Source organism: Pseudomonas sp. GQ91 (assembly GCF_059758795.1).
Genome location: NZ_JCAXED010000010.1, coordinates 213,140 through 238,772 on the forward strand (window position 1 = coordinate 213,140; position 25,633 = coordinate 238,772).

The 25,633-nt window shown below is 59.8% G+C and carries 25 protein-coding genes; 13 read left to right on the plus strand and 12 right to left on the minus strand.

Annotation, left to right across the window (positions count from 1 at the left end; translation table 11 throughout):
- Window positions 1–5: 5 nt before the first annotated feature.
- The 3 genes from znuB to zur are packed head-to-tail and all read right to left on the minus strand — an operon-like array spanning window position 6 to window position 2,054.
- Window positions 6–794 carry a zinc ABC transporter permease subunit ZnuB gene (gene znuB / locus AC6CIA_RS17020; protein WP_339529510.1) on the minus strand — a complete coding sequence of 263 codons (789 nt, stop codon included), beginning with the start codon at window positions 792–794 and terminating at the stop codon, window positions 6–8.
- Window positions 787–1,572 (minus strand): zinc ABC transporter ATP-binding protein ZnuC, encoded by a 786-nt coding sequence (znuC, locus tag AC6CIA_RS17025; protein WP_498313615.1) that lies wholly within the window; start codon window positions 1,570–1,572, stop codon window positions 787–789. The genes znuB and znuC overlap by 8 nt, the downstream gene beginning before the upstream one ends.
- Entirely contained in the window at window positions 1,572–2,054 is a 483-nt protein-coding gene (gene zur, locus AC6CIA_RS17030) for a zinc uptake transcriptional repressor Zur (RefSeq protein ID WP_422630764.1), read from the minus strand. The genes znuC and zur overlap by 1 nt, the downstream gene beginning before the upstream one ends.
- A gap of 67 nt (window positions 2,055–2,121) precedes the next feature.
- Between zur and AC6CIA_RS17035 the strand changes: the two genes are divergently transcribed.
- A complete protein-coding gene (locus AC6CIA_RS17035; RefSeq protein ID WP_498313616.1) occupies window positions 2,122–3,042 on the plus strand; it encodes a zinc ABC transporter substrate-binding protein in 921 nt (306 codons plus the stop codon).
- Window positions 3,043–3,179: 137 nt separating this feature from the next.
- Here AC6CIA_RS17035 and AC6CIA_RS17040 read toward each other — a convergent pair whose 3' ends face one another.
- Entirely contained in the window at window positions 3,180–4,133 is a 954-nt protein-coding gene (locus AC6CIA_RS17040; RefSeq protein ID WP_498313618.1) for a homoserine kinase, read from the minus strand.
- A 56-nt stretch (window positions 4,134–4,189) separates the two neighbouring features.
- Window positions 4,190–4,480, minus strand: coding sequence for a DUF2782 domain-containing protein (locus AC6CIA_RS17045; RefSeq protein WP_339529506.1), 291 nt, complete (start codon window positions 4,478–4,480; stop codon window positions 4,190–4,192).
- A 74-nt stretch (window positions 4,481–4,554) separates the two neighbouring features.
- On the opposite strand from AC6CIA_RS17045, the gene polA reads away from it, so the two are divergent.
- On the plus strand, window positions 4,555–7,362 hold the full coding sequence (polA, locus tag AC6CIA_RS17050) for a DNA polymerase I (RefSeq protein WP_498313620.1): 2,808 nt from the start codon (window positions 4,555–4,557) through the stop codon (window positions 7,360–7,362).
- A gap of 265 nt (window positions 7,363–7,627) precedes the next feature.
- On the opposite strand, the gene yihA is transcribed toward polA, so the two are convergent.
- Window positions 7,628–8,269 carry a ribosome biogenesis GTP-binding protein YihA/YsxC gene (gene yihA, locus AC6CIA_RS17055; RefSeq protein ID WP_498313622.1) on the minus strand — a complete coding sequence of 214 codons (642 nt, stop codon included), beginning with the start codon at window positions 8,267–8,269 and terminating at the stop codon, window positions 7,628–7,630.
- Window positions 8,270–8,461: 192 nt separating this feature from the next.
- On the opposite strand from yihA, the gene AC6CIA_RS17060 reads away from it, so the two are divergent.
- The 6 genes from AC6CIA_RS17060 (at window position 8,462) to AC6CIA_RS17085 (ending at window position 14,069) form a co-directional block, all read left to right on the plus strand.
- Window positions 8,462–8,752 (plus strand): c-type cytochrome, encoded by a 291-nt coding sequence (locus AC6CIA_RS17060; protein ID WP_498313623.1) that lies wholly within the window; start codon window positions 8,462–8,464, stop codon window positions 8,750–8,752.
- A 46-nt stretch (window positions 8,753–8,798) separates the two neighbouring features.
- Window positions 8,799–9,413, plus strand: coding sequence for a c-type cytochrome (locus AC6CIA_RS17065; RefSeq protein WP_084378449.1), 615 nt, complete (start codon window positions 8,799–8,801; stop codon window positions 9,411–9,413).
- A 177-nt stretch (window positions 9,414–9,590) separates the two neighbouring features.
- On the plus strand, window positions 9,591–10,226 hold the full coding sequence (gene dsbA, locus AC6CIA_RS17070) for a thiol:disulfide interchange protein DsbA (protein WP_339529502.1): 636 nt from the start codon (window positions 9,591–9,593) through the stop codon (window positions 10,224–10,226).
- A gap of 10 nt (window positions 10,227–10,236) precedes the next feature.
- Window positions 10,237–11,115 carry an endonuclease/exonuclease/phosphatase family protein gene (locus AC6CIA_RS17075; RefSeq protein WP_498313626.1) on the plus strand — a complete coding sequence of 293 codons (879 nt, stop codon included), beginning with the start codon at window positions 10,237–10,239 and terminating at the stop codon, window positions 11,113–11,115.
- On the plus strand, window positions 11,112–13,193 hold the full coding sequence (locus AC6CIA_RS17080; RefSeq protein ID WP_498313628.1) for a GGDEF domain-containing protein: 2,082 nt from the start codon (window positions 11,112–11,114) through the stop codon (window positions 13,191–13,193). Before AC6CIA_RS17075 ends, AC6CIA_RS17080 begins: the two co-directional genes overlap by 4 nt.
- A gap of 99 nt (window positions 13,194–13,292) precedes the next feature.
- Window positions 13,293–14,069, plus strand: coding sequence for an N-acetylmuramoyl-L-alanine amidase (locus tag AC6CIA_RS17085; RefSeq protein WP_498313630.1), 777 nt, complete (start codon window positions 13,293–13,295; stop codon window positions 14,067–14,069).
- Between the two features lie 31 nt (window positions 14,070–14,100).
- Here AC6CIA_RS17085 and AC6CIA_RS17090 read toward each other — a convergent pair whose 3' ends face one another.
- The gene (locus AC6CIA_RS17090) at window positions 14,101–15,888 is read right to left on the minus strand and encodes a KinB sensor domain-containing domain (RefSeq protein WP_498313631.1); all 1,788 of its coding nucleotides are present in this window, start codon (window positions 15,886–15,888) and stop codon (window positions 14,101–14,103) included.
- 10 nt (window positions 15,889–15,898) lie between these two features.
- Window positions 15,899–17,245, minus strand: a complete 1,347-nt coding sequence (gene algB, locus AC6CIA_RS17095) for a sigma-54-dependent response regulator transcription factor AlgB (RefSeq protein ID WP_498313633.1) — start codon at window positions 17,243–17,245, stop codon at window positions 15,899–15,901.
- A 389-nt stretch (window positions 17,246–17,634) separates the two neighbouring features.
- Between algB and AC6CIA_RS17100 the strand changes: the two genes are divergently transcribed.
- The 5 genes from AC6CIA_RS17100 (at window position 17,635) to AC6CIA_RS17120 (ending at window position 21,995) form a co-directional block, all read left to right on the plus strand.
- A complete protein-coding gene (locus AC6CIA_RS17100; RefSeq protein ID WP_498313635.1) occupies window positions 17,635–17,916 on the plus strand; it encodes a hypothetical protein in 282 nt (93 codons plus the stop codon).
- 78 nt (window positions 17,917–17,994) lie between these two features.
- A complete protein-coding gene (locus AC6CIA_RS17105) occupies window positions 17,995–18,159 on the plus strand; it encodes a DUF1328 domain-containing protein (protein ID WP_084378456.1) in 165 nt (54 codons plus the stop codon).
- A 1-nt stretch (window position 18,160) separates the two neighbouring features.
- Window positions 18,161–18,628, plus strand: coding sequence for an inhibitor of vertebrate lysozyme family protein (locus AC6CIA_RS17110; RefSeq protein WP_339529496.1), 468 nt, complete (start codon window positions 18,161–18,163; stop codon window positions 18,626–18,628).
- A 710-nt stretch (window positions 18,629–19,338) separates the two neighbouring features.
- Window positions 19,339–20,670, plus strand: a complete 1,332-nt coding sequence (gene gltP, locus AC6CIA_RS17115) for a glutamate/aspartate:proton symporter GltP (RefSeq protein WP_498313637.1) — start codon at window positions 19,339–19,341, stop codon at window positions 20,668–20,670.
- A gap of 95 nt (window positions 20,671–20,765) precedes the next feature.
- On the plus strand, window positions 20,766–21,995 hold the full coding sequence (locus AC6CIA_RS17120) for a nucleoside recognition domain-containing protein (RefSeq protein WP_498313639.1): 1,230 nt from the start codon (window positions 20,766–20,768) through the stop codon (window positions 21,993–21,995).
- A gap of 111 nt (window positions 21,996–22,106) precedes the next feature.
- Here the strand turns inward: AC6CIA_RS17120 and AC6CIA_RS17125 are convergent, their stop codons facing one another.
- From AC6CIA_RS17125 to AC6CIA_RS17140, 4 genes are read right to left on the minus strand one after another with little or no spacing between them, the layout of a single operon-like run.
- A complete protein-coding gene (locus AC6CIA_RS17125; RefSeq protein ID WP_498313641.1) occupies window positions 22,107–22,718 on the minus strand; it encodes an ABC-type transport auxiliary lipoprotein family protein in 612 nt (203 codons plus the stop codon).
- The gene (locus AC6CIA_RS17130; protein WP_498313643.1) at window positions 22,715–23,653 is read right to left on the minus strand and encodes an MlaD family protein; all 939 of its coding nucleotides are present in this window, start codon (window positions 23,651–23,653) and stop codon (window positions 22,715–22,717) included. The genes AC6CIA_RS17125 and AC6CIA_RS17130 overlap by 4 nt, the downstream gene beginning before the upstream one ends.
- Window position 23,654: 1 nt before the next feature.
- Window positions 23,655–24,458, minus strand: a complete 804-nt coding sequence (locus AC6CIA_RS17135) for an ABC transporter ATP-binding protein (RefSeq protein WP_084378462.1) — start codon at window positions 24,456–24,458, stop codon at window positions 23,655–23,657.
- Window positions 24,455–25,603: an ABC transporter permease gene (locus tag AC6CIA_RS17140; RefSeq protein ID WP_339529490.1), complete on the minus strand. Its 1,149-nt coding sequence runs from the start codon at window positions 25,601–25,603 to the stop codon at window positions 24,455–24,457. Before AC6CIA_RS17140 ends, AC6CIA_RS17135 begins: the two co-directional genes overlap by 4 nt.
- Window positions 25,604–25,633 lie beyond the last annotated feature (30 nt).

Sequence of the window (25,633 nt, forward strand, 5' to 3'; positions counted from 1 at the left end):
CAAGTCTACACCCCACGACGGGGCAGGACAAAACTCAGCAGAAACAGGGCGGCCGCCGCGACCACAATCGACGGCCCGGCCGGTGTGTCCTTGAACCAGGACAACGCCAGGCCACCACACACGGCAAGCATCCCCAACACGCTGGCGCCGACCGCCATTTGTTCCGGCGAGCGTGCGTGACGCTGGGCGGCGGCGGCGGGAATGATCAACAGCGACGTGATCAACAATACGCCGACAATCTTCATCGCGACAGCAATCACCACCGCAATCAGCAACATCAGGGTCATGCGCAGTGCCGGTACCGGTAACCCTTCAACGGTGGCCAGCTCTTCGTGGACTGTGATCGCGAGCAACGGACGCCACAGAGCCACCAGCAGGATCAGCACCGCCGCGCTGCCGCCGAGGATCCAGTACAGGTCGGCGGGGCTGATCGCCAGCAGATCGCCAAACAGATAGGCCATCAGGTCGATCCGCACTTCATGCATGAAGCTCAGGACCACCAGGCCCAAAGACAGGGTGCTGGGCGCAAGGATCCCCAGCAACGTGTCAGAAGCCAGTGGCTGGCGTTGTTGCAACGTGACCAGCAACACGGCCAGCAGCAGGCAACCTACGGTCACCGCAATGGTGGGGCTGATATCCAGCAAAAAACCCATGGCCACGCCGAGCAAGGCGGCGTGGGACAGGGTGTCGCCAAAATACGCCATGCGTCGCCAGACCACGAACGAGCCCAGCGGGCCCGCGACCAATGCCAGAGCCAGACCTGCGAGCAGGGCGTAGAGCAGAAAATCAGCCATGCTTGCAGCTATCTCCGTGAACGTGAGTGTGGGGTGCGTCAGGATCGTCGACCACCGCGCCATGCAGGTCATGGGCGTGATCGTGGTGATGATGGTAAATCGCCAAGCTCTGCGCGTTCTTGCCGAACAGCTCGACGAAAGCCGGGTCGCCGCTGACGTGCTCCGGGTGGCCGGAGCAACAGACGTGGCGATTCAGGCACACCACCTGATCGGTGGTGCTCATCACCAGATGCAGGTCGTGGGAGACCATCAGGACGCCGCAGCCATGGCGGTCGCGCAGGCGGGTGATCAGGCTGTACAGCTCGGCTTGACCGGCAACGTCGACGCCCTGCACCGGCTCGTCAAGCACCAGCAACTGTGGTTCGCGCAACAAGGCGCGGGCCAGCAGTACACGCTGCATTTCGCCCCCGGAAATACCTTGTATCGGGTTATCGATAACCTGTTCGGCCCCGACTTCCTTGAGCGCCGCCATTGCGCGAGCGCGGTCCACGCCGGGCACCAGGCGCAGGAAGCGCAGTACCGAAAGAGGCAAGGTCGGGTCCACGTGCAGTTTTTGCGGCATATAGCCGACCCGCAGCTTGGGTTTGCGCCAGACGCTGCCGCTGTCGGGCTTGAGCAAACCCAGCACGGCACGCACCAAGGTGGTTTTGCCGGCGCCGTTGGGGCCGATCAGCGTGACGATCTGCCCTGGCTCGACGCTCAGTTGGATGCTGTCCAGCACGGTCTGGCCAGCGAATGTGACACCGACCTGCTCCAGGCGGATTAGCGCAGTGCTCATCAAGCCCCCTGGCAGCCCGAGCAGACACCGATCACTTCGACGGTTTGCCCTTCGACCCTGAAACCGACGTCATGGGCGCTCTTGACGATGGCGTCGCTGATGCTTTTTTGTTCAAGCTCGATGGCCGCGTGGCAGTCGCGGCAGATCAAAAACTGGCCCTGGTGCGCATGTTCCGGGTGGCTGCAGCCGACAAAGGCATTGAGCGACGCGATGCGATGTACAAGACCGTTTTCCAGCAGGAAGTCCAACGCACGGTACACCGTGGGCGGCGCGGCGCGGCGGCCGTCCTGCTCGCTGAGCACGCCGAGAATGTCGTAGGCGCCCAGTGGCTTGTGGCTTTGCCAGACCAGCTCGAGCACCCGGCGACGCAGGGCGGTCAGGCGCAGACCTTGCCGCGCGCACAGGGCGTCGGCCTCTGACAGCGCACTGTGGACGCAATGAGAGTGGTCATGGGGACGGCTGGCAAGCGGTGTTTTAGGCATGAGCGGCAACAGATTTTTGTGAGAGACGTTATTATGTTACCTGTTCCTGTTGCCTTGAGTGCTTATCGTGTCCCGACTTTTTCCCGTTTTTGTCGTATTTGTCACCAGTTTATTGATGACCGGTGCCGTTCAGGCGGAGGTCCGGGTGCTTACCAGCATCAAGCCTCTGCAGTTGATCGCCGCCGCGGTGCAGGACGGTGTCGCGGTTCCGCAGGTATTGCTGCCGCCAGGTGCATCGCCACACAACTACGCGTTACGACCTTCCGACGTACGGCGTGTGCAATCCGTCGAGCTGCTGTATTGGATCGGTCCGGACATGGAAGGCTTCTTGCCGCGTGTATTGAAGGGTCGTAATTTGCCGACGGTGGCGGTGCAGGACCTTCCCGACATGAAGCTTCGCCATTTTGCCGAAGACAACCATTCCCATGGCGAAGAAGCCGACGACCATGATCACGCTCATCGTCCGGGTAGCCTGGATGCGCATTTGTGGCTGTCGCCGGTCAATGCGCGGGTGATCGCCACCCGGATGGCGGCGGATTTGAGCGCCGCTGACCCGGCCAATGCGGCGCGCTACCAGAGCAATCTGCAAGCCTTCGACGGTCGCCTGGATGCTTTGGATGTGCGCTTGAAAGCGCGGCTGGCGAACGTCGCCGGGAAGCCCTACTTCGTGTTTCATGAGGCCTTCGATTACTTTGAAGACGCCTACGGGCTCAAGCACGTAGGCGTCTTCAGCGTGGCTTCGGAAGTGCAGCCCGGCGCCCAGCATGTGGCGGCGATGCGCAAGCGTTTGGAGGACGTGGGCAAGACCTGCGTGTTCAGCGAGCCGCCGCTGCGTCCGCGTTTGGCTGAGACACTGGTGGCCGGGTTGCCGGTAAAACTGGCGGAACTGGATGCGTTGGGCGGTTACACCCCGGCCACGGCCCAAGGGTATGAGCAATTGCTGGAAAAACTCGGCAATGATCTGGCCGGTTGCCTGGAATCCCTATAACGGGCGACGTAGGACCCCTGTGGGAGCGGGCTTGCTCGCGAAGGCGGAGTGTCAGCCAACATATTCATTGCTGACACACCGTCTTCGCGAGCAAGCCCGCTCCCACATTTTGACCGCGTTCGGTCTTCAGGAGGGTTTTACAGGGCGAACGGCAGGTGTGTACTCACCTGCTGGCGCAAAGCCAAGCGCTGCTCGAACTCGGCCGGGTCGTGAATCAGCACATCCTGGCCGGCAAAGGACTCAGCGGCGATCAGTCGTGACAGCCAGAACCGCACACAGGCCACCCGCAACATGCTTGGCCACAGCTCGGCTTCCTTGGCGGTAAACGGTCGCAGTGCCGCATAGGCGCCCAGCAGTGCGCGCGCCCGTTGGCCATCGATCATGCCGTCGGCATCCGAACACCAGTCGTTCAGGGCAATCGCCACGTCATACAGCATCGGCCCGGAGCACGCGTTGTAGAAGTCGATCAGCCCGGTCAGGTGCGTGCCTTCGAACATCGCATTGTCGCGAAACAGGTCAGCGTGGATATTGGCCCGAGGCAACGCCAGGATCTGCTCCTTATGCTTCTGGATTTCATCCAGGGCAGCTTGCAGCAGGCTTTGCTGTTGCGCGCCGAGGTGCGAAATCAGCCGCGAGCCCTCGTTGAGCATCCAGTCCAGCCCGCGATCTGTCGTGCGTTCCAACACTTTGTCGCCTTGGGTCGCCAGGTGCAGATGACCGAGCAACTCGCCCACTTGCACGCAGTGCTGGGCGTTGGCGTCCCGGATATGCTTGCCCGCCAGGCGCGGCTGCAACAACGCCGGTTTGCCGGCCAGCGTGCGCAAGGCCACGCCGTCGGTGGTGCGCAGAGCGTAGGGAACCGGCAGGTCGGCGTCGTGGAGGACGTCCAGCAACTCGATGAAGAACGGCATTTCCTGCACTGGACCGCGTTCAACCAGGGTCAGGACAAACTCGCCTTGCTCCAGGCTGATAAAAAAATTGGTGTTTTCGCTACCGGCGGCGATTCCCTGGAAGTCAAGCAGGCGGCCGAGTCCATAAGGAGCAAGAAAGGTTTCCAGCTCGGACCGAGCCAGGGGGGTGAACACAGACATGGTTAAAACTGCCAGTACGGGCGCTGCGGGCCGCAGCGCCAATTGAAATTAAGAAATCATTTCCATTCGAAAATCTTCCATGACGGGATCAGCATATCCGGCTGGTCCGAGCGGATGAAGTTTGCATCGGTTCCGTCTGCACGCACCAGGAAGTACGGTGGCGCACCTTTGGGCGTTACCTTGATTGCGTACAGAAATCCGTTCTGACGGTATTCGCGGATCTCCTTGTCGCCTTCGGTGCGGATGGTAACGTCCGGGTCACCCGAAGGGGCAGTATCCGCCGCCATGGCAGCGATGGGAGAGAGTGCAATCAAACCGGTCAACAGCAGGCGATTGAATGTACGCATGATAACCTTGTCCCTTTGTCGTCATTGGTCCGGCTATTCTAGCGCCTGACCCGCCGAAAAGGTTGATCCTGCTCATGAGCCAAGCCCCCCTCGTCCTGGTGGACGGTTCTTCATACCTGTATCGCGCTTTTCACGCGCTGCCGCCGCTCACCACGTCCAAAGGCCTGCCGACCGGCGCGGTCAAGGGCGTGTTGAACATGCTCAAAAGCCTGCGCAAGCAATACCCGGACAGCCCGTTCGCGGTGGTGTTCGACGCCAAGGGCGGGACATTTCGCGATGATATGTACGCCGAATACAAGGCCAATCGCCCCAGTATGCCCGACGACATGCGCGTGCAAATCGAGCCGCTGCACCAGAGCGTGATTGCCCTGGGCTTCCCGCTGCTGTGTGTCGAAGGCGTTGAAGCTGACGATGTAATCGGAACATTGGCCCGCAGCAGCGCGGCGGCCGCTCGACCGGTGGTGATCTCCACGGGTGACAAAGACATGGCGCAGCTTGTCGATGGGCACATTACCTTGGTCAATACCATGACGGGTAGCTCCATGGACGTTGACGGCGTAAAGGAGAAATTTGGGGTCGCTCCCGAGCAGATCATCGACTATCTGGCATTGATGGGCGATTCGTCCGACAACATTCCGGGTGTGCCGGGGATCGGTCCGAAGACGGCTTCCGGCTTGCTGGTGGGCGTCAATGGTGGCCTGAAAGAGCTTTATGAGCAGCTCGATATCGTCCCGACCCTGCCCATCCGCGGCGCCAAGACCTTGCCGGCCAAACTCGAAGAACATAAAGAGATGGCTTTCCTTTCCTACCAGTTGGCGACCATCAAGGTCGATGTACCGCTGGAGGTCGGGCTGGAAGATCTGCATTTGATCGAGCCGGACCGCGAGAAACTGCTTGAGCTGTACACCTTGCTGGAGTTCAAGAGCTGGTACGAAGAGATTGCGCGCGATGCCAAGCGCGTCGAGCTGAAAGCGGCCGCCGAGGTCGCGCCGGTCCAGGCCGCTGCTGTGCCCGAAACTGTCGAGGCGGTGGCTTCGGCGACCGTCGAGCCTCAGTACGAAACCATCCTTGATCAGGCGCGTTTCGACGCCTGGTTGAAGAAGCTCAATGACGCCAAGCTATTTGCCTTCGATACCGAAACCACCGGGCTCGACGCCCATCAAGCGCAGTTGGTGGGGGTGTCCTTTGCCGTACAAGCCCACGAAGCCGCCTATATCCCGCTGACCCATTCCTATATCGGCGTGCCGCAGCAACTGGACCGAGACAGGGTGTTGCGGGCCTTGAAGCCGCTGCTGGAAGACCCGGAAAAGCTCAAGGTCGGCCAGCACGCCAAATTCGATATGAATATCCTGGCCAATTGCGCCATTGGTGGCGATCCGGCCTGCGGTATCAACGTGCGAGGCATTGCCTTCGACACCATGCTCGAATCCTACGTGTTGAACTCCACCGCGACTCGACATGACATGGACAGCCTGGCGAAGAAGTATTTGGAACATGACACCGTCAGCTTCCAGGACATCGCCGGCAAAGGCGCCAAACAACTGACTTTCGACCAGATTCCTCTCGAGCTGGCCGGTCCGTATGCGGCAGAGGACGCTGATGTGACCCTGCGTTTGCACTTGGCGCTGCATGCGCAGCTCGCGGCCTTGCCGAGCCTGGCCAGCGTGCTGACCGATATCGAGATGCCATTGGTGCCCGTGCTGGCGCGCATTGAACGCCAAGGGGCGTTGGTGGATGCCGATTTGCTGGGTGTCCAGAGTATTGAGCTGGGTAACAAAATGGTCGAGCTGGAACGCCAGGCGTATGAAATCGCCGGGGAGCAGTTCAACCTCGGTTCGCCCAAGCAGCTGGGGGTGATTCTCTATGAAAAACTCGGTCTCCCGGTGCTCAAGAAGACCGGCAAGGGCCAGGCGTCCACGGCCGAGGAAGTGCTGGCCAAACTCGCCGAAGATGATTATCCGCTGCCCAAGGTACTGATGCAGTACCGCAGCATGAGCAAGTTGAAAAGCACCTACACCGACCGCCTGCCAGAACAGATCAACCCGCGGACCCAGCGGATTCACACCTCTTACCATCAGGCCGTGGCCGCTACCGGGCGCTTGTCATCAAGCGATCCGAACTTGCAGAACATTCCGGTACGCACCGCCGAAGGTCGGCGGATCCGTCAGGCGTTCGTCGCACCCAAGGGCTACAAGCTGCTGGCGGCCGACTATTCGCAGATTGAACTGCGGATCATGGCGCACCTGTCCAAGGATGAAGGTCTGCTGAATGCGTTCCGCGACAATCTGGATGTCCACACGGCCACGGCGGCCGAGGTATTCAAGGTTGAACTGGGCGAGGTCACGTCTGACCAGCGCCGCAGCGCCAAGGCCATCAACTTCGGCCTGATCTACGGCATGGGCGCCCAGAAGCTGGGCAAGGACATCGGCGTCGATACCAAGACGGCCAAGGCTTATATCGACGTGTACTTCGCCCGTTATCCCGGGGTTCGCGAGTACATGGAACGCACCCGCGCCCAGGCATCTGATCAAGGTTATGTGGAGACACTGTTCGGCCGCCGGCTGTATCTGCCGGATATCCATTCCAACAAACCCCAGGAGCGTGCCGGCGCCGAGCGTACGGCGATCAACGCACCGATGCAGGGCACCGCGGCGGATATCATCAAGAAAGCGATGGTCAAGGTCGACAACTGGCTGACTGAGTCAGCCCTGGATGCCAAGGTCATCCTGCAGGTACACGACGAATTGGTCGTCGAGGTACGTGAAGACCTGGTGGCCGAAGTCAGCGAAAAAATCCGTGAATACATGAGCAGCGCGGCGCAGCTGGATGTGCCGCTGCTGGTTGAAGTCGGGGTAGGCAATAACTGGGACGAGGCGCACTAAGCCTGGACGTTTTGCTGCGGCGCCATGCCGCAGCGAGGTTTTTTGTCAGAAAAGGCCGACAGTTATTTCCAATAGTTTTTCGCGGGCCTGGAACTTAACCCATGAAAAACTACTCAGAGGTACTGAATGGGTGGTGAAGCCCTTCAATGCTCCTATGTTGTGTTAAGTGTTGGCAGATATCTGGACCCCGCCCTAGCGGTCCGGAGCTTGGACCCCGAACTTCCCTCCCCATACGAAGTCCGGGGTTTTTTTTGCCCGGCGTTTTTTATTCCGCCGCTTCACTACCCTTGTCCGCCAGCTCCATCCAGCCTGCCAATACGGTGTAGGCATCTTCCAGGCCCATGCGCTTGGGGGCCGAGAACAGCTGGATAGTGATCGCGTCACCCCAGCCTTTACGAATCTCGGACTGCACCTTGAGCAAGGTGTTTTTCGCCGCGCCGTAGGTCAGCTTGTCGGCCTTGGTCAGCAGAATATGCATCGGCATGCCGCTGGCGACTGCCCAATCGAGCATCAGCAGGTCGAAGTCAGTCATTGGATGACGGATGTCCATCATCAAGATCAAACCCTTCAAACTCTCCCGACCGCCCAGATAGGCTTCCAGGTGACGCTGCCAATGCAGCTTCAGCGGGATGGGGACTTTTGCATAACCGTAGCCCGGCAGGTCGACCAGACGCCGATCATCGTCTAGCTTGAAGAAGTTGAGTAGCTGTGTGCGTCCTGGGGTTTTCGAGGTGCGGGCCAGGCTGGCATGGGTCAGGGTGTTGAGCGCGCTGGATTTGCCAGCGTTGGAGCGTCCGGCGAAGGCAACTTCAAAGCCTTCGTCGTCCGGGCATTGGTCGACTTTGGCAGCGCTGAGCATGAAGGTGGACTGTTGGCACAGACCGAGGATGGGATTCTTGAGTTGCATGGGATTTCCGATGTGGGCGGTGCCGGGAATGGGTGCGGCAAGTAGTGTCGTTTCCGTTTCAGTAGCGCCAGTATATAATGCCGCAGATTTTGTGTGTGCTTTGTCCCGGCGAAGGACGAAGTTCACGGGAGCGAATGACCTTTATTGCGCATTAGAACGCAAAACGCTCCCAAACCCTGAAAAGGTCGATGTATGACCAGGTGGATGCTAGCTGTCGGTGTCCTGATGATGCTTGACTGCGCTCAGGCTACACAGGATCCGGACGCTGTGTACAACCGCGTTTGCGTGGCTTGTCATGCCGGGCAGTTGCCAACGGCCCCGAAACGGGGTGATCGGGCAGCGTGGGCGCCGAGGCTGGCGCAAGGCATGGGTACGTTGGTGCAACATGTGACCCAGGGTTTCAAGGCGATGCCGCCGCGTGGTTTGTGCATGGACTGCAGTACCGAGGATTACCAGGCCATCATTGTTTTGATGAGCGAGTAGACCCGGTCCATAACTCTATAACCCTTAGCCGTAATTGGATTAGCTGATGAACAAATTGATCGTGAGTCTGCTGTTGACCTTGGGTATCACTGGTGTTGCCCATGCTGCAGGTGACGCTACTGCTGGCCAGGCGAAAGCCGCAGTATGTGGTGCCTGCCATGGACCGGATGGCAACAGTCCGGCACCAAACTTTCCAAAGCTGGCGGGCCAGGGTGAGCGTTACCTGACCAAGCAGCTGCACGATATCAAGGACGGCAAACGCACGGTGCTGGAAATGACCGGCTTGCTGACCAACCTCAATGATCAGGACCTGGCGGATATTGCGGCGTTCTACGCCAGCCAGACTGGCAGTGTGGGCGCTGCGGATCCCAAGCTTGTTGCCCGCGGCGAGAAGCTGTTCCGGGGCGGTGACCTTGATAAAGGTCTACCGGCCTGTACCGGCTGCCACGCCCCGGACGGATCGGGTAACGCTGCCGCGGGCTTCCCGCACCTGGGTGGCCAGCATGCCCAGTACATCGCGAAACAGTTGACTGATTTCCGCAAGGAAGAGGCCGGTCGAGCCAATGACGGCGATGCAATGACCATGCGTACCATCGCTCGCAAGCTGAGCGACGAAGACATTGCAGCGGTAGCCAGCTACATCCAGGGCCTGCACAAGTAAGGGCGGATGTTCCGGGCAGCGTTAACGCTCGATTAATCTGTCGATGCGAGCATAAAAAAGGGTGGCCTTGGCCACCCTTTTTTGCACCTGCTACCGTTACACTAACGAACTCATGCCCGTGTAGACCTGTCTTAAACAAGGTCGCGCGAGGCGACCTTATTTGTCCAGGAGTAAAGCATGCGTAATCTGATCCTCAGCGCCGCTCTCGTCAGTGCCAGCCTCTTCGGCATGACCGCGCAAGCCGCCGATGTGCCGCTTGAAGCGGGTAAAACCTATGTTGAGTTGGCCAACCCGGTACCGGTTTCCGTGCCGGGCAAGATCGAGGTTGTCGAGCTGTTCTGGTATGGCTGCCCGCATTGCTACTCGTTTGAACCAACCATTAACCCGTGGGCCGAGAAGCTGCCCGCGGACGTGAACTTCAAGCGTATTCCCGCCATGTTCGGCGGTCCCTGGGATGCACATGGCCAGATGTTCCTGACCCTGGAAGCCATGGGTGTCGAGCACAAGGTCCATAACGCGGTGTTCGAAGCGATTCAGAAGGATCGCAAGCCGCTGACCAAGCCGGAGCAGATGGCGGACTTCCTCGCCACTCAGGGCGTGGACAAGGAAAAATTCCTCGCAACCTTCAACTCCTTCGCTATCCAGGGCCAGATCAAACAGGCCAAGGAACTCGCACAGAAATACGGCGTGCAAGGTGTTCCAACCCTGATCGTCAACGGCAAATACCGCTTCGACCTCGGGACTTCCGGCGGTCCTGAGCAGACGCTCAACGTTGCCGACCAGTTGATCGCCAAAGAGCGCGCAGCCAAGTAAGGGGCTTTCCATGCGTCGCTGGGGTACCGAACGGGTGGTTGGCCTGCATGACCCGCAGGTCAACGAACACCATCTGGAATCCACGGGCCTGCCGGCAGACAGCCGGCTGCGGCTGTTGAGTTTCAATATCCAGGTGGGGATCAGTACCGAGAAGTACCGGCATTATCTGACCCGTGGCTGGCAGCATTTGCTGCCCCACAACGGTCGGGCCGGTAATCTGCAGAAGATTGGCGACTTGCTGGGTGACTTCGACCTGGTAGCCCTGCAGGAAGCCGATGGCGGCAGCCTGCGTTCCGGCTACGTCAATCAGGTCGAACACCTGGCCCAGCTCGGCGCATTTCCTTACTGGTATCAACAACTCAATCGCAACCTCGGAAAGCTCGGCCAGCACAGCAATGGCGTGCTCAGCCGCCTGAAGCCCTGGGCGATCGAGGATCATCCGTTACCGGGCCCCAAAGGCCGGGGTGCGATTCTCGTGCGCTTTGGCGAGGGGCCCGAGGCGCTTGTCGTGGTGATGATGCATCTGGCGCTCGGGGCTCGGACCCGTACCCTGCAGTTGGCTTATATCCGTGAGCTGATTGGCAACTATAAACACCAGGTGCTGATGGGAGACATGAATACCCATGCCAGCGACCTGCTGCAGAATTCCCCGTTGCGCGATCTCGGACTGCTGGCTCCTCAGGTCGAAGCCACTTTTCCCAGCTGGCGCCCGCAACGTTGTCTTGATCACATCCTGTTGAGCCCCACCTTGACCCTGGAAAGCGTCCAGGTGCTGGCGCACCCCATTTCCGATCACCTGCCGGTCGCGGTAGAGATTCGTCTGCCGGGTTCGCTCACGGTGGATGCATTGCCCGCGTTGAGCCCCGGCCCTCGCGGACCTCTTGCATGAGCGACGACGCCCAGCGCTGGAAAGAGAAATACCTGTTAAGTCTCGAGCAACAAGAAAAAATCGAGCGGCGCTGGACCGCGCGCCTCGACTTGATGCGCCGTGGCCTGGTGCGTAGCACGCTGGCGGCCGAGGGGACTGATCGAGCGGTCGACCAGTGCATGAAAGAGATGCGCGATGTCGTGCGCACCGATGATATGGACGCCGCGCTGGCCGCGTTGTTGCCGCGCCTGGAAAAGGCGGTGCTGGACTCAGAGCAGCGTCGGGAAGTGCGCGTCGATCAGGTCAGCGCGGCGCTGACGGCGTTGGTGGCGCAGTTACAGGCGTTGCCGTTGCCTCGGGAAGTGAGTCGCCCGCTGAAGAGCTTTGCCAAGCAGTTGGACAGCCGCGTCGGTCAGGCGCGTGAAATTCCGCTGTTGCTCGGCGAGTTGAGCGATCTCCAGGGCCAGGCCTTGAAGAATCTCGAAGCGCAGGACGAACCCAGTCGTCCGGGATTGCTACAGCGCTGGTTTGGCGCCAGAGAAACGGCTGGAGACTCCGCGGTCGGCGAACCGGCTGTTTCGTCAGCGCCGCCAGTGGAAAAACCCGCCGTCGGGCCGGGCGCTGTGCCGGTGCCGGTCCAGCCTCCAGCGGCTGCCGTGCAAACCCCGGAACTGACTGAGGCACTGCGTGCTTTTGCTCCACTCCCGCTGGCCGACGCGACGCCTGCTGCCGAAACCCCGGATGAGGTGATCAGCGCACCCGTGACGAAGGCCATTGAGGTCGGCAGTCAAGCGTCGTCGTCTGTTCCAGTGGCCCCGGCAACCGTTGCCGAAGCGCCTGTTCACGTGGTTCAAGCGCCAGAAACACCAGTCAGCGAGAGCGTGATCGCTGCACCGATCGAACCTGTGGTCGCCGCGGAGGTGGAGGTGTCGCCTGCCCCGACCAGTGCGCCGGAACCGACGGTCATCGGCAGCCTTTGCCTGCCGCCAGTGCTGGCCGTGGAGATCGATGAAGACGATCAGCAATATGCGCTTGCGGATTCTCCCGAGCCTTCGTACAGCTCAGTCGCCAGGCACATCGAGAGCACTTTGCTCGGCCTTCTCGAGGACCTGGTCCTGCCCGAGCGTCATCGCCCCCAGGCTGAAGCGATGCGCGAGCGCCTGGCCCACGGGCTGAACTGGTATGAGCTATTGCCGATCCTCGATGATCTGGCCGTACTGATGCTGGCCATCACCGACAGCGGGCAACATGAGTTCGAGGATTATCTCAAACGCCTCAATGACCGCCTCGAGGCCTTCCAAAGCAATCTGCAGGCCGCCAGCGACGGACATGCCGACAGCCGATCGGCGGCGCGGGAAATGGATACGCAAATCCGTGAACAGGTGGATGGCTTGCAAAGCAGCGTCCAGGACGCTGCAGACCTTGAGAGCCTCAAGCACGTGCTGGAGAACCATCTTGAAGGCTTGCTGGGAACCATGGATCAGCATCAGAAGCAGCGTGACCAGCGCGAACACGAGGTTGCCGCGCGCTTGCAGGGATTGGCGGAACGGGTCGCCAGTATGGAGCAAGAGGCCCAGGGTTATCGCGAACACCTGGAAGTGCAGCGCCAGAAAGCGCTGATCGACCCCCTGAGCGGCTTGCCGAATCGTGCTGCCTGGAGCGAGCGTCTGGAGCATGAGGTCAATGCCTGGCACCAACAGGGCAATAACCTGTCGCTGGCCATGCTGGATCTGGACCATTTCAAGCGGATCAACGACAACTATGGCCATCTGGCCGGCGACAAGGTGTTGAAGATCATCGCCAATGTACTGGGCAAGTGTCTGCGACCTACTGACTTTATCGCGCGTTTTGGCGGTGAGGAGTTTGTTTTGCTGATGCCGGCCTCGGCCTTGGGCGAGGCAATGGCGGTGGGTGAGCGCCTGCGGTCGGCCATCGAAGCGTGCCCGTTTCACTTCAAGGGCGAGCGGGTGACAATCACCCTGTCCATCGGCATCGCACAGTTTCTACCCGGCGAACGCAGTGATCTGGCGCTGAAGCGTGCTGACGAGGCGTTGTACCGGGCCAAGGCCGCGGGGCGTAATCAGGTGCAGGCGGCCTGAAATTTGTGCCATTTTGTATAAATGATTGTATTTGGCCGCTGGCCGGCGAACGGTACGTTACACTGTTGCATTATCGTCTTAAGCGTACTGTTCCCTGCCATGAAATTTCTCTGCTCTGCCCTTCTATTTCTGTTGCTCGCTGGTTGTGCAAGCGGTCTTCGCCTGAATACCAGCCACCCTTCGGTAAATTATGACGAGCGTGTCCAGTTCGTCGTCCTTCATTACACCTCCACCTCCCTCGAGCGTTCGCTGGCATTATTGACCCATGGTCAGGTCAGCAGTCACTACCTGATTGGCGATGATGCCTCGGCCACCATTTACAAACTGGTGGATGAAAGCAAGCGCGCCTGGCATGCCGGAGAAAGTGAATGGATGGGCCGCACTTGGCTCAACTCCAGCTCCATCGGTATCGAGATCGTCAATCAAGGGTACCGTGATACGCCGACCGGGCGTGTCTGGTATCCGTATTCCGAAGCGCAGGTTCAGTCGCTGGTGACGTTGCTCAAGGACATCAGCAAGCGCAACAAGATCGACCCGCGCTATATCATCGGTCACAGCGATATTGCTCCCCTGCGCAAACTGGATCCGGGCCCTTTGTTCCCCTGGAAGCGCCTGGCTGATGAAGGGCTGGGTATCTGGCCGGATGCCAGCGCGGTGGCGCGCTATCAGGTGCAATACGCCGTCAATCTGCCGAGCGTTACCTGGTTCCAGGAGGAGTTGGCGCGCCTGGGCTACGCGACGCCGCAGACGGGCGAGCTGGATGTGGCGACGCGTCATGTGCTGGCAGCGTTCCAGATGCGTTTCCGGCCATCATTGTTTGACGGTACGCCGGACGCGGAGAGCGCGGCGATTCTGCGTGTACTGAACCGTCGTTGAACACAGAAGCCGGTGTGCCGGCTTCATCGATTCAAAGCGGCAGCGCCATATAAAATTGGGTGCCTTGCCCGGGCCGCGAATAAACGCCCATGCGCCCGCCATGCAGTTGCACGATCTCCTTGCACAGCGCCAGGCCCAGGCCGGCGCCGCCTTTCTTGCGGCCCACCTGGACGAAGGGTTCGAAGATGCGCCCCTGCTGCCCATAAGCGATGCCCTCACCGTTGTCCTCAACGCTGATGATGACCCGCTCGCCATGACGACGCGCCTGTAGGCGAATCTGCCCGCCATCGGCGGTGTGGCGAAGGGCGTTGCCCAGCAGGTTGTCGAGTACCCGCTCCAGTTGTGCTTGATCGGCATGCAGCCTGGGCAGCCGTGGCTGGGCTTCTACCAATAGCTCAATGTTCTGCGCATTCGCGGGCTCGGTGAAGCGGGCGCGGGCATGCTCAAGCAAGTCGTTGATGTTGCAGGGCGCCAGCGTGAGTTTTTGCAAGCCGTTCTGGTAGCGGGAGAAATTGAGCAAATCGTTGATCAGTTGCATCAGGCGCTGCATTTCTTCATTGACCGTATTCAACAGGTCAGCTTCGCGAGACTCGGCGGGAAATTTCGCGCGCTCCTGGAACAGGCCGAACGCCATGTGCATGCCGGTGACCGGGGTGCGCAGTTCATGCGAGGCACGCAGGACAAACTCACTGCGCACGCGCTCGAAGGCGCGTTGTTCGGTGACGTCATGCAGTACCATCACGGCGCCCAGGATATGGCCCTGGGTATGGCTGACCGGTGTCAGGCTGTACGTCAGCAGGCGCGATTCACCCTCCACTTCCACTTCAAGGTCTTCGGGGTCTCGCTCCAGGTTGCCGCCGCGCAACACCAACTGCAGCTGTTCATTCAGCTCCGGGCGCTCCAGTGCTTCAGCCAGCCCTTGGCCCAGGCGGCTTTCGTCCCAGCCCAATTGGCGCTGTGCCACGGGGTTGAGATGCTCCAGCTGGCCCTGGCGATCAATCATCAACAAGCCATCATCAATACTGTCAAGCACGGCCTGCAAGCGCTGCTGGCCGGCGAGCAGCTCATTGACGTTGGTGGCCTGGTGCTGGCGCAAGGCTTCGGCCATGAGGCCGAAGCGTCGGGTCAGCAAATTCATTTCTGCTGCCGATGAGATGGGCAGTGTCACCTCAAAGTTGCCTTGGCCGATTTTGTCGGCGGCCTTGGCCAGCGCTTCGATCGGTCCGCCAAAACGCTGGGCGATGCCATGGGCGGTGACAAAGCCGATGATCAGTACCGCCAACCCCACCAACCCCAGCAGCGCGGCAACCCACAGCGCACGCTCCCGGGACCGGCGCTCGGTGGCGTTGATATTTTCCAGCGCTCTTTTGTGTTCGCCGATCAAGCCGTTGCGCAATACGTTGAAACTGGCAGTCAGTTTCTCGTCGTTGCGCAAGCTCGGTACCATGCTTTTACTTTCTTCGAACGCTTGCCAGAACCTCAGGTAGTCGGCTTTGGCCTGGGTAAAACCATGGCTGCTGGTGTCTTTTTTCTCATGTGCGATGCCTTGATCCAGCACCATGAGGTAGTACTGTCGGGCGGTTTGCAGCTTGGCCGGGTCTGGATTCTCCTTGAGCATCAGCATCAGTTGGTCGCCCAGGGCCTGGCGCAGCTTGAGCCCCAGGTCGAGGGTGATGAAGTTGTTGCGAATCAAGGATTCCTGGCTATGGGCCATTTGCATGACGCTCACCAGGCCCAGCAGTAAGCCGAGCAGGGCCACGGTGATCAGCGCTGAAATACTCAGGAACAACCGAGTGCGCAGTTTCATCGCCAGCTTCATAAGGTCCAGCTCACAGGTTGTATTGTTTGCGTTTGCGATACAGCGTCGACGCGTCAATGCCGAGGGTTCTGGCCGCCTGATCAAGGGTGTCGCTGGTGGCGAGGACCGCGCCGATATGCGCTTTCTCCAGCTCATCCAGGCTTAAGGCCGCCCCGATGCGGGGTGAGTTGTTGGTGGATTGCTCGGCCATCCCCAAGTGGCTGATTTCGACCTTTTCCTGCGCGCAGATGATGCTGGCGCGCTCCACCACATTGCGCAGCTCGCGGATATTACCCGGCCATCGATAGTTGAGCAGCGCCTCTCGTGCCTCGTCGCTGAAGCCCCGCGCCGGCCGCGCATATTCTTTGACGAAGCGCGCCAGGAAGCGGTCGGCCAGGGTGAGGATGTCTTCGCTGCGCTCGCGCAAAGGCGGCAAGTGCAAGGTGATGACATTGAGGCGATACAGCAAGTCTTCGCGAAAGCGTCCGTCGCGGACCATGTCTTCCAGATTCAGGTTGGTGGCTGCCAGGATGCGTACATCGGCACGGCGCGTGACCGGATCGCCGACTCGTTCATATTCCTTGTCCTGAATAAAACGCAGCAACTTGGGTTGCAGGGTCAGAGGGAAATCGCCGATTTCGTCGAGAAACAGCGTACCGCCATCCGCTTGGTTGACGCGGCCCAAGGTGCTTTCACTGGCGCCGGTGAAGGCGCCGCGGCTGTGGCCGAACAGTTCGCTTTCCATCAGCTCTGCGGTCAATGACGGGCAATTGATGGTGACGCAGGATTTCTTCGCCCTTTTGCTCCAGCCATGAATCGCTCGGGCCAGTTCGCCCTTACCGGTGCCGGACTCGCCGAGGATCAGAATATTGGCATCGGTGCCTGCCACTTGGCGGGCCGTCTCCAGTACCACCATCATCGCCGGGCTGTGGGAATCAAGGCCGTCCTTGGATTGACGCACGGCGCCTTCGAGCACTTCGAGACGTGCCGAGAGTTGGCGCACTTCCAATTGCTTGGCGGTCGCCAGGCGCAACTGGTCGGGACTGCACGGCTTGACCAGGTAATCGGCGGCGCCGGCCTGTATCGCGTCCACGGCCGTATCCACCGCCGAGTGCGCGGTGACAATCACCACGCGCATCCACGGCGCCTGGATGCGCATTTGTGCCAGCACATCCAGGCCGTTGTCTTCGCCCAGGCGCAGATCCAGGAAGCACAGGTCGAACACTTGGCGTTGCAACAGCGCATCAGCCTGGGCGGCGCTGTTGGCGGTGGCTACGGTGTAGCCTTCATCTTCCAGGCAGTAGCGGAAAGTGCGAAGGATCGCCGATTCGTCATCGACTAAAAGAATGCGGCCTTGTAGTTCCTTGGCTGATTCCATTTGTCCCGCGCTCCTTAAAAATGAATGATCTTGGTTAGTCCCGGAATAATCGGGCAAGTTGCATGGTTTATTCTGATTGATGAAACGCGATACCGCGCAACTATCTGCGCTTGGGCTGCCGGGGCCCGAGTCAGTGCGCTTTCCCACCTCCTGTCATTCTCTGGCAGGCAGATACGTGCTTCTTATCCCTTGGCCCGACCACTGGTCATCGTGCATTTCGCACGGCAAGGATAGGCGCATCGTGCAGGATGCTGGCGCGACAAAACACTCGAATATCATAACTTGCTGATTTTTATGAGGTTTTTTCTCTCTGAAAACTGGCACGCGCTCTGCACTATCTCTCATACAAGTGTCATTGACCGATAATCAGAATGCGGGAGAGATTCAGGATGACTCGCCAACGCCTCAACCAACTGCGTGTATCGCCACTGCGTTTGCAGCAAGGTCTCTTTGCAAGCCTGGCCTTGATGGTGACATTGATCGGTGGCCAACAGTTGCAGCGTTGGGAGCAGAGTCAGCACATCCCGCAATTCGAGCATCCGGTCATGACCCAGAGCCATTTTCGTCCCGTTGGCAGCTACGACGCTGACGTGACGCCCCCGCGAATGATGGCGGTTGAACAGGACATTGCCCTGCGCGATCAGACTTATCAAGAACGTTGGGTGTTCTAGGCATCAACCTGGCGCTCGTATCGGGCGACAGGATCTGCACCGCTGTCATTCATAAGCAGAAGCGTAAGGAGAATCACCATGTTGAGTTGGGCAATCACATTCCTGATCATTGCCATTGTGGCTGCTGTCTTGGGCTTCGGTGGTATCGCGGGCACCGCCACGGGTATCGCCAAGATTCTCTTTGTCGTATTCCTGGTGATGTTCATCGTGTCTTTCTTCTTTGGTCGTCGCGGTCGAGGCTGACATGTTCGACTTTTCTCTGAAAGCCGTTGCTGCCGCCCTGTTGCTGGGCGGCAGTGGCTTGGCGATGGCCGCCAATGATGGTCAGTCCAGGGCCAGCGAGTTGCTCAGCTCCGATGAGCAATACCGCGAGACCTGGAAGGACGTGGTGGAGAAGGAAGAGCGCTTGCCGGAATGGGTGATGAACCTCTCCGGTAGTGCCGAGCAAATGCATGCCGTGGAAGAGGATGGCGACAAGTATCTGGTTGGGCCGCTCTGTGAAACCGCAGACACTTGCCTGAACAAACGCTTGATCGTTGCCTTTAGCTACGACAAGGAAGATGCCTACGCCATGTTGGTAGAAGTCCCGGCCGGTCTGCCGACTGATAAGTCGCCGACCCGGCATGCGACTTACCGTTTTATCGGTAAGCCAGACGAAGGCATGCAGGCGTTGCTGCGTGAACAACTGAAAAAAGATCCGAACTGGTATTAGGCCCGTTTGACGGGCCTGATGCCCCACGCACAGTGGTCGGTCACCGCCGTGCGTTTGTGCCACGGCATAACCGTGGTGCATGACCAGGGGGCCGGGTTGCTCTGATCAAGGTAGATCGGCGTGACCTACGGGGACAGGGAGTGCCTGCGCAAGGGCCGGGTCAGGAGAGTAAGTTGCGCCGCACGTTCGTGGGTCAATGACTCGTCGAACGTGCGGCGTGCTTGCTGTGTTGGTTTTGTCCCTGATGCCGGCCATAGCTGAAAATTTCCAAATTTCTGCACCCCAACCGTTTCGCGGTGTTTCTGCGCGACCATCTATCGAGAAAATTTCCGCCTGCCTCAAACTATTTTTCGAGGTATGCCTAGGAATTTTCGAGAGTTTTTCCTACATGGCAGAAAATTCAAAAAATCCCTGAGCGAGCCTGAAATGGCAGGTTCACGGCATGTTTGCCTGACAGAATGTCGCATTTGAACTGACCGAACAGACAATTTTGTCTGAAAAAATCCATGCCGATTCGGCATGGGGTAGGCGTTTACGGCATTAGACGGCGCTCCCCCGCATCGCAATAGTTGCGCCTTTTTTCGCTTGCCAGTAAGCCATATCGGCCATCTTGCGGTGACCTTCTACGGAGGCTGATGCACACACTTTTTCGCTTCCGGGCGTTCCAGCTGACGCATCTGCCTGAGTCCACTTGAAACAAGGGTAATGACATGAAGAAGGCAAAACTAAGCCTCGCCTGGCAGATCCTCATCGGTCTGGTATTGGGGATTGCAATCGGTGCGGTACTCAACCACTTCAGTGCCGAAAAAGCCTGGTGGATCAGTAACGTGTTGCAACCGGCCGGCGATATCTTTATCCGCCTGATCAAGATGATCGTGATCCCGATTGTGATTTCGTCGCTGATTGTCGGAATCGCCGGTGTAGGTGATGCGAAAAAGCTCGGCCGGATCGGCGTAAAAACCATTGTCTACTTCGAAGTGGTCACCACCATTGCGATTGTCGTCGGCTTGTTGCTGGCCAACCTGTTCCACCCCGGTGCCGGCATCGACATGAGTACCCTGGGTACCGTCGACATCTCCAAGTACCAGGCGACGGCCGCCGAAGTGCAGCATGAGCATGCGTTCATCGAGACCATCCTCAACCTGATCCCCTCGAACATCTTTGCTGCCGTGGCCCGCGGCGAAATGCTGCCGATCATCTTCTTCTCTGTGTTGTTCGGCCTGGGTTTGTCGAGCCTCAAGCCTGACCTGCGTGAACCCTTGGTGACCCTGTTCCAGGGTGTGTCCGAGAGCATGTTCAAAGTCACCCACATGATCATGAAATACGCGCCTATCGGCGTATTTGCGCTGATCGCGGTGACGGTCGCCAACTTTGGTTTCGCCTCGTTGCTGCCGCTGGCCAAGCTGGTGATTCTGGTGTACGTCGCCATCCTGTTCTTTGCGTTTGTGATTCTCGGCCTGATCGCCCGCCTGTTCGGCTTCTCGGTGATCAAACTGATGCGCATCTTCAAGGATGAGTTGGTGCTGGCCTATTCCACCGCCAGTTCCGAGACGGTGCTACCGCGTGTGATCGAGAAAATGGAAGCCTACGGCGCACCGAAGGCGATCTGTAGTTTCGTGGTGCCGACCGGCTATTCGTTCAACCTCGACGGTTCGACCCTGTACCAGAGTATTGCGGCGATCTTTATCGCCCAGCTGTATGGCATCGACTTGTCGATTGGCCAACAGTTGATGCTGGTGCTGACCCTGATGGTCACCTCCAAAGGTATCGCGGGCGTGCCGGGAGTGTCCTTCGTGGTACTGCTCGCAACCCTGGGCAGCGTAGGTATTCCGCTGGAAGGCCTGGCCTTTATCGCCGGTGTCGACCGTGTCATGGACATGGCCCGTACCGCGCTGAACGTGATCGGCAATGCACTGGCCGTGCTGGTTATCTCGCGTTGGGAAGGCATGTACGACGATGCCAAGGGCGAACGCTACTGGAACTCCCTGCCACACTGGCGTACCAAGCAAGTGCTGCCGGCTGGCGATACCCTCCAAGGCTGATCCCTGCTTGCTGTGAACAAACCCCGGTAAATCCGGGGTTTGTCGTTTCTGTCAGCGCCGTTATCATTCGCCACATATTTCGAGGGGTGTAACTGATGCTCAATGGCCTGTGGCTTGGCTTCTTCGTCGTGGCAATGGTGTCAGCACTGGTGCAATGGCTGGTGGGAGGCAACGCCGGGATTTTTGCGGCAATGGTGGAAAGCATTTTCGCCATGGCCAAGTTGTCGGTGGAAGTGATGGTGCTGCTGTTCGGTACCTTGACCCTGTGGCTGGGCTTCTTGCGCATCGCCGAAAAGGCCGGGATCGTCGAATGGCTGGCCAAGGCTCTCGGCCCGTTGTTCCTGCGACTGATGCCGGAAGTGCCGGCCGGTCACCCCGCCATTGGCTTGATCACCCTCAATTTCGCCGCCAACGGCCTGGGCCTGGATAACGCGGCAACGCCTATCGGCCTGAAAGCCATGAAGGCGCTGCAAGAACTCAACCCCATTCCCAACACCGCGACCAACGCGCAGATCCTGTTCCTGGTCCTCAACGCGTCTTCCCTGACGCTGTTGCCGGTAACGATCTTCATGTACCGCGCCCAGCAAGGCGCGCCCGACCCGACGCTGGTGTTCCTGCCGATCCTGCTGGCGACCAGCGCCTCATCGCTGGTAGGCCTGTTAGCGGTGGCGCTGGTGCAGCGCCTGCGCTTATGGGACCCGGTGGTGCTGGCCTACCTGGTGCCAGGTGCGCTGGTGTTGGGCGGGTTCATGGCATTGCTGGCTACCCTGTCTGCCACGGCGCTGGCCGGGCTGTCGTCGATCCTTGGCAACCTGACGCTGTTTGGCCTGATCATGTTGTTTCTGCTGATTGGCGCGTTGCGCAAGGTCAAGGTCTACGAAACATTTGTCGAGGGCGCGAAAGAAGGGTTCGACGTTGCGAAGAATCTGCTGCCTTATCTGGTAGCAATGCTTTGCGCGGTCGGCGTGTTGCGCGCGTCCGGGGCACTGGAATTCGGTCTGGAAGGCATTCGCCACCTGGTGGCCTGGACGGGCCTGGATACGCGTTTTGTGGATGCCTTGCCCACGGCGATGGTCAAGCCATTTTCCGGCAGCGCGGCGCGGGCCATGCTGATCGAGACCATGCAGAGCCAAGGTGTGGACAGTTTCCCGGCGTTGGTGGCGGCGACGATTCAGGGCAGCACCGAGACCACCTTCTATGTGCTGGCGGTGTACTTTGGCTCGGTAGGCATTCAGCGTGCGCGGCATGCGGTGGGCTGTGCATTGCTGGCGGAGTTTGCCGGTGTCGTGGCGGCGATCGCGGTCTGCTACTGGTTCTTTGGCTGAGGCTTGGACCGCTAATCCTGTAGGAGCGAGCTTGCTCGCGAAGACCTCAAGGGCGCCGCGTTATCGTTTAGGTTTTTCGCGAGCAAGCTCGCTCCTACAAGGGCTTGGCTTTCAGCGTTTCGGCGCGGTATTGCCCTGCTGCACAACCCAATCCACCACCTGCTTATTCAAGGCATCCCCAGCCAGCCCAAACCCGGCCACCACCGCTGGGACCTGGGTATCATTTATAGGGTGATGCACCTCGAACCGTTTGGCGGCGATGATCCGTTGGTCACTGCTGCGTACCAAGCGCGCATCCAGCCCAATCACCACTTCCACCGCGCGGCCTCGATACTCGCTTTGAAAGGCCTGCAACTGTCCGCCCAGTTCGAAATCCGCTTGTAAGTTGCTGTCGTCGGTACTGAGCCGGGTTACCCGGCCGTCGCGCTGGAAGCCATCGAGCAGGCGATTGCGCAACAGCACGGGGGCGGGATCGCTCCAGCGGGACCGGGCATAACTGCTGATCAAGTCACCCTGTGGCACCACGGCAATGCGCGGGCTGTCGAGGAATTCGCTGGTCTGCGGCTTGGCCAACCTCAATGACCAGGCGACGGGGCTGCCTTGGCCGGACGCCTGGGACGAAGGCAGTCGATAGACATCCGACGGATCAGCCTTGGGCAAGATCGAGCAGGCACTGAGCAGGGCCAGGGCCAGCGGGGCGATCAGTAGGTAAGCACGCTTCATGGCGTGAACTCCTTGTTTTTGTCGCTGCCCAGCAGGTAGCCGCTGGGGTTGGCTTCCAGGCGGCGGGAAATCGCCCGCAACGCGCTCAGGGTATCGCGCAGTTCGCGCACGGCCGGGGCCAATTCATTCAGACCCTGCATGCCGCTGTTGAGGGCGTCCTTGTTGTCGTTGAGCAGGGTGTTGATGGTCGCGCTGCTTTGCTCCAGGGAGCGCATCGCGCCTTCGGCACTGCCAAACATTTGCTTGCCTTGGTGGTTGAGCAAACCGTTGGCGTTACCCAGTAATGCGCTGGTCTGCTCCAGGGTGGCGCCGGCCTGTTGGCTGACGTGCGCCAGTTGCTGCAAGACCTGTTTGATATCGCCGCGTTGCTCGGCGATGGCCCCGGTGGTTTGTTCCAGATGGGCCAGGGTGTTGCTGAGGCGATCGACATTGTCCGGGGAAAATACGCGGTTGGCGTTGTGCAGCAGCAGGTTGATGCTGGTCATCAGGTCATTGCTGTTGTTCAGCAGGCGGGCAATGGGTGATGGCGAGGCGGTAATCTGCGGCAGGTTGCCGTTCTTGCCCTTGAGTTCGGGGCTCTGCGGGGTGCCGCCGCTGAGTTGGATGATCGAGGTGCCAGTGATGCCGGTCAATGCCAGTTTGGCCTGGGTGTCTTCCTTGATCGGTGTCTGGCCGGCCAGGCGAATACGTGCGAGGACCCGGCGCGGATCCTTGGGGTCCAGGCGCAAGCTGGTGACGTCACCGACCTTGATCCCGCTGTATTGCACCGCGCTGCCTTGGGACAGACCGCTGACCGCCTCGTTGAAGATTACTTCGTAATCCTGGAAGGCACTGTCGACGCTGGATTTGGCCAGCCACAGGCCGAATAGCATGGCGCCGACCACGACAATCACGCTGAACAGGCCGATCATCACATGATGGGCTCGGGTTTCCATGTCATACCTCGTTGAGCTGTTGAGCGGCATCCAGTGCCGCGCGGCCCCGTGGGCCATGAAAGTACTCGTGAATCCAGGCGTCGTCGGTTTCCGAGACAACATCGATGGTATCCGCCACCAGCACCTTTTTCTGCGCCAACACCGCCACGCGGTCGGTGATGGTGTAGAGCGTATCGAGGTCGTGGGTGACCAGAAACACACTCAGGCCCAAGGCATCGCGCAGGGTCAGGATCAATTGATCGAAAGCGGCAGCCCCAATGGGGTCGAGGCCGGCAGTGGGCTCATCGAGGAACAGAATGTCCGGGTCCAGCGCCAAGGCTCTTGCCAGAGCCGCCCGCTTGATCATCCCGCCAGACAGCGAAGACGGGTATTTGTCGGCGGCCGACAAGGGCAGTCCGGCGAGCGCCAGCTTTACCGCCGCCAGATGTTCGGCGTCGGGACGGCTGAGGCCGGCATGTTCAATCAGGGGCAAGGCGACGTTTTCCGTCACCGTCAGCGAGGAAAACAGTGCGCCCTTCTGAAACAGCACGCCGAAACGGCGCTCCACCAGCGACCGTTGGTGTTCCGGCAGGCTGGGCAGGTCCTGGCCAAACACCCGGACCTGACCTTCGCTGGGCTGACGCAGGCCAATGATGCTGCGCAGCAACACCGATTTACCGCTGCCCGAGCCTCCGACCACGGCCAGAATCTCGCCTTTGTACACATCCAGGTCGAGGTTTTCATGCACGCTCTGGGGACCGAAACGGTTGCCCAGTCCACGGACTTCGATCACCGCCTCAGCGGGCGCTCGCGGGACACGACTCACCAGCCCATCTCCATGAAAAACAGCGCGGCCACCGCGTCGAGCACGATCACCACGAAAATTGACTGGACCACGCTGGAGGTGGTGTGAGCGCCGACGGATTCGGCGCTGCCGCTGACCTTGAAGCCTTCCAGGCAGCCAATGGCGGCGATCAGGAACGCAAAGATCGGGGCTTTCACCATGCCCACCAGGAAATGCTGGACGCCGATGTCCGATTGCAGCAGCGAGAGGAACATGGCCGGCGGGATATCCAGCGCCACCGCACACACCACGCCGCCGCCGATGATCCCTGAAAGCATCGCCAGAAAAGTCAGCATCGGCAACGCCACCAGCAGCGCCAGGACTCTGGGCAGCACCAGCAATTCCATGGGATCGAGACCCAGGGTACGGATGGCGTCGATTTCTTCATTGGCTTTCATCGAGCCGATTTGCGCGGTGAAGGCGCTGGCGGTGCGGCCGGCCATCAGGATCGCGGTGAGCAATACCCCGAATTCACGCAGGAAGGAAAACGCCACCAGGTCCACGGTGAAAATACTCGCGCCAAAACTTTCCAGCACGGTCGCCCCTAGAAAAGCCACCACCGCACCCACGAGAAAGGTCAGCAGGGCGACGATGGGCGCTGCGTCGAGTCCGGTCTGTTCGATGTGCGCAACCATGGGTGTCAGGCGCCAGCGCTTGGGACGAAACAGTCCACGGGCCAAGGTTTCAAGGATCAGGCCGATAAAACCCAGCAACTTCAGGGCGTCTTGCCAGACGGTATCCACCGCACTGCCGATGCGCGCCAGTAACTGGATGCCGGCGCTTTCCCGCGGTTGTTTGACCGGCACACAGAAATCATTCAGCGAACGGTAGACGGTTTTGAGCAGCGCACGATCGGCGCTGGACAGGCTGCAGTCGGACTGCTCGGTGCAGTGCTCGATGCGCTCGGGTCCTAGCAGCTCAACCAACAGCGAGGCGCCGGCGGTGTCGAGGGCGCCCAGGCCGTTCAAGTCAATGCGCGTGCTGGCGTCGTATTGGCCGTCGAGCTTTTCCGAGTGTTTTTTCAGGGCCGCGTAGTGCAGCAGCGTCCAGTCCCCGGTAACCCTGAGTCGGGGAGGCTGGGTGGACGCATCCAGGTGAGCGTCGCCGGGCGTTGTGCTACTGGTCATAAGCTCCGAGCTTGTTTGGCTATTCCACAA

Bases quoted from the DNA above. Each gene is read 5' to 3' on its own strand.
- znuB (WP_339529510.1), bottom strand. From the start codon at position 794: ATGGCTGATTTTCTGCTCTACGCCCTGCTCGCAGGTCTGGCTCTGGCA.
- znuC (WP_498313615.1), bottom strand. From the start codon at position 1,572: ATGAGCACTGCGCTAATCCGCCTGGAGCAGGTCGGTGTCACATTCGCT.
- zur (WP_422630764.1), bottom strand. From the start codon at position 2,054: ATGCCTAAAACACCGCTTGCCAGCCGTCCCCATGACCACTCTCATTGC.
- AC6CIA_RS17040 (WP_498313618.1), bottom strand. From the start codon at position 4,133: ATGTCTGTGTTCACCCCCCTGGCTCGGTCCGAGCTGGAAACCTTTCTT.
- AC6CIA_RS17045 (WP_339529506.1), bottom strand. From the start codon at position 4,480: ATGCGTACATTCAATCGCCTGCTGTTGACCGGTTTGATTGCACTCTCT.
- polA (WP_498313620.1), top strand. From the start codon at position 4,555: ATGAGCCAAGCCCCCCTCGTCCTGGTGGACGGTTCTTCATACCTGTAT.
- yihA (WP_498313622.1), bottom strand. From the start codon at position 8,269: ATGCAACTCAAGAATCCCATCCTCGGTCTGTGCCAACAGTCCACCTTC.
- AC6CIA_RS17060 (WP_498313623.1), top strand. From the start codon at position 8,462: ATGACCAGGTGGATGCTAGCTGTCGGTGTCCTGATGATGCTTGACTGC.
- AC6CIA_RS17065 (WP_084378449.1), top strand. From the start codon at position 8,799: ATGAACAAATTGATCGTGAGTCTGCTGTTGACCTTGGGTATCACTGGT.
- dsbA (WP_339529502.1), top strand. From the start codon at position 9,591: ATGCGTAATCTGATCCTCAGCGCCGCTCTCGTCAGTGCCAGCCTCTTC.
- AC6CIA_RS17075 (WP_498313626.1), top strand. From the start codon at position 10,237: ATGCGTCGCTGGGGTACCGAACGGGTGGTTGGCCTGCATGACCCGCAG.
- AC6CIA_RS17080 (WP_498313628.1), top strand. From the start codon at position 11,112: ATGAGCGACGACGCCCAGCGCTGGAAAGAGAAATACCTGTTAAGTCTC.
- AC6CIA_RS17085 (WP_498313630.1), top strand. From the start codon at position 13,293: ATGAAATTTCTCTGCTCTGCCCTTCTATTTCTGTTGCTCGCTGGTTGT.
- AC6CIA_RS17090 (WP_498313631.1), bottom strand. From the start codon at position 15,888: ATGAAGCTGGCGATGAAACTGCGCACTCGGTTGTTCCTGAGTATTTCA.
- algB (WP_498313633.1), bottom strand. From the start codon at position 17,245: ATGGAATCAGCCAAGGAACTACAAGGCCGCATTCTTTTAGTCGATGAC.
- AC6CIA_RS17100 (WP_498313635.1), top strand. From the start codon at position 17,635: ATGACTCGCCAACGCCTCAACCAACTGCGTGTATCGCCACTGCGTTTG.
- AC6CIA_RS17105 (WP_084378456.1), top strand. From the start codon at position 17,995: ATGTTGAGTTGGGCAATCACATTCCTGATCATTGCCATTGTGGCTGCT.
- AC6CIA_RS17110 (WP_339529496.1), top strand. From the start codon at position 18,161: ATGTTCGACTTTTCTCTGAAAGCCGTTGCTGCCGCCCTGTTGCTGGGC.
- gltP (WP_498313637.1), top strand. From the start codon at position 19,339: ATGAAGAAGGCAAAACTAAGCCTCGCCTGGCAGATCCTCATCGGTCTG.
- AC6CIA_RS17120 (WP_498313639.1), top strand. From the start codon at position 20,766: ATGCTCAATGGCCTGTGGCTTGGCTTCTTCGTCGTGGCAATGGTGTCA.
- AC6CIA_RS17125 (WP_498313641.1), bottom strand. From the start codon at position 22,718: ATGAAGCGTGCTTACCTACTGATCGCCCCGCTGGCCCTGGCCCTGCTC.
- AC6CIA_RS17130 (WP_498313643.1), bottom strand. From the start codon at position 23,653: ATGGAAACCCGAGCCCATCATGTGATGATCGGCCTGTTCAGCGTGATT.
- AC6CIA_RS17140 (WP_339529490.1), bottom strand. From the start codon at position 25,603: ATGACCAGTAGCACAACGCCCGGCGACGCTCACCTGGATGCGTCCACC.